Source organism: Xanthomonas sp. SHU 199 (assembly GCF_000364665.1).
In the GTDB taxonomy this organism is placed as follows: Bacteria; Pseudomonadota; Gammaproteobacteria; order Xanthomonadales; family Xanthomonadaceae; genus Xanthomonas_A; species Xanthomonas_A sontii.
The window spans coordinates 1-1,715 of sequence record NZ_AQOI01000842.1 but is presented as its reverse complement, the minus strand read 5'-3'; the positions used below and the strand labels follow the sequence as shown (position 1 = coordinate 1,715).

The 1,715-nt window shown below is 72.0% G+C and carries 3 protein-coding genes; all 3 read left to right on the top strand.

Translation table 11 applies throughout. The features are described from left to right. A partial coding sequence (ispD, locus tag D183_RS25760) for a 2-C-methyl-D-erythritol 4-phosphate cytidylyltransferase (RefSeq protein WP_017911064.1) occupies positions 1 to 643 on the top strand: 643 nt, incomplete at its 5' end. An 81-nt stretch (positions 644 to 724) separates the two neighbouring features. Beyond that, positions 725 to 1,216, top strand: a complete 492-nt coding sequence (gene ispF / locus D183_RS0122955; protein ID WP_017911063.1) for a 2-C-methyl-D-erythritol 2,4-cyclodiphosphate synthase — start codon at positions 725 to 727, stop codon at positions 1,214 to 1,216. Positions 1,217 to 1,260: 44 nt separating this feature from the next. Further along, the coding region (locus D183_RS25755; RefSeq protein WP_232757341.1) for a tRNA pseudouridine(13) synthase TruD at positions 1,261 to 1,715 on the top strand (455 nt) is incomplete at its 3' end.

Sequence of the window (1,715 nt, the reverse complement as noted above, 5' to 3'; positions counted from 1 at the left end):
CACGCCCAAGCAGTACCTGCAGGCGGGCGGGCGCCCGTTGCTGGCGCATGCGCTGGAGGCGCTGCTGGCGCATCCGGCGGTGGCCGGGGCGATGGTGGCGCTGGGCGTGGACGATGCACAGTGGCCGGGTTGGACCGAACTGGCTGGCAAGCCGGTCCTGACCTGCCTGGGCGCCGGCAGCCGTGCCGGCTCGGTGCTGGCCGCGTTGCATGCCTTGCCGGAGTCGGTGAAGGCGGACGACTTCGTGCTGGTGCACGATGCGGCGCGGCCGAACCTGGCGCTGGCCGACCTGGACCGGCTGCTGGAGGCGGGGCGCGGCGATCCGGTCGGCGCGATCCTGGCCGCGCCGGTGCGCGACACGCTCAAGCGCGCCGGCGACGACGGCGGCATCGATGGCACCGAACCGCGCGAGCGCCTGTGGCGCGCGCTGACCCCGCAACTGTTCCGGCGCATGCAACTGAGCCGGGCCCTGGAGCAGGCCGCCGCGGCCGGCGTCGAGGTCACCGACGACGCGATGGCGATGGAGTTGCTGGGGCTGCGGCCGCTGCTGGTCGAGGGCGCCGAAGACAATTTCAAGGTCACCACGCCGGCCGACCTGGCGCGTTTCGAGTTCGAACTGTTCCAGCGCGCGCGGCAGTCGTGATGCGCCTGGCGTCGGATGCGGCCGCCGTGGCGCGGCGCGTGCTCCGTCCTTTTTCATTTTTCGTGGGATGTCTCCATGCCAATGTCTGAACTTCCCCGCATCCGCATCGGCCAGGGCTACGACGTCCATGCCTTCGGCGAGGGCGACCACATCATGCTCGGCGGCGTGCGCGTGGCGCACGAGCGCGGCGTACTGGCCCACAGCGACGGCGACGTGGTGATCCACGCCCTGTGCGACGCCTTGCTCGGCGCGCTGGCGCTCGGCGACATCGGCCAGCATTTCCCCCCGTCCGATCCGCGCTGGAAGGGCGCCGACAGTGCGCAGTTTCTCGATCACTGCGTCGGCCTGCTGCACGCGCGCGGCTGGCGCCTGGGCAATGCCGACATCACCGTGATCTGCGAACGGCCCAAGGTCGGCCCGCATGCGCAGGCGATGCGCGAGCGCCTGGCGGCGCTGTTGCAGGTCGAACTGGACTGCGTGAGCGTCAAGGCCACAACCAGCGAGAAGCTCGGCTTCACCGGCCGTGGCGAAGGCATCGCGGCGCAGGCCGTGGCCCTGCTGGTGGCGCTGTGAGCGAGTTGCCGCGTGCGTTCGGCGCCGCGCCGTTGCAGGCGCGCATGCGCAGCACCGCCGAGGATTTCCAGGTCGACGAACTGCCCGCGTTCGCGCCCAGCGGCGAGGGCGAGCACCTGCTGCTGACCGTGCGCAAGCGCGGCATGAACACCGCCTTCGCCGCGCGCCGCCTGGCGCAGTGGGCCGGGGTGGCGGAACTGGCGATCGGCTATGCCGGCATGAAGGACCGCCATGCGGTCACCACCCAGCGCTTCTCGGTGCATCTGCCCAAGCGCGTGGCGCCGGCGCTGGACAGCCTGCAGGACGCGGATCTGCAGGTGCTGGAAGCGCACTGGCACAACCGCAAGCTGCCGCGTGGCGCGCTGGCCGGCAACGGCTTCGTGCTGGTGCTGCGCGAGGTGCGCGGCGAGCGCGGCGCGATCGAGGCGCGGCTGGCGCAGATCGCCGCGCGCGGCATTCCCAACTGGTTCGGCGAACAGCGCTTCGGCCGCGATGGCGG

Coding starts and splice junctions, on each gene's coding strand:
- ispF (WP_017911063.1), top strand. CDS start 725: ATGTCTGAACTTCCCCGCATCCGCATCGGCCAGGGCTACGACGTCCAT.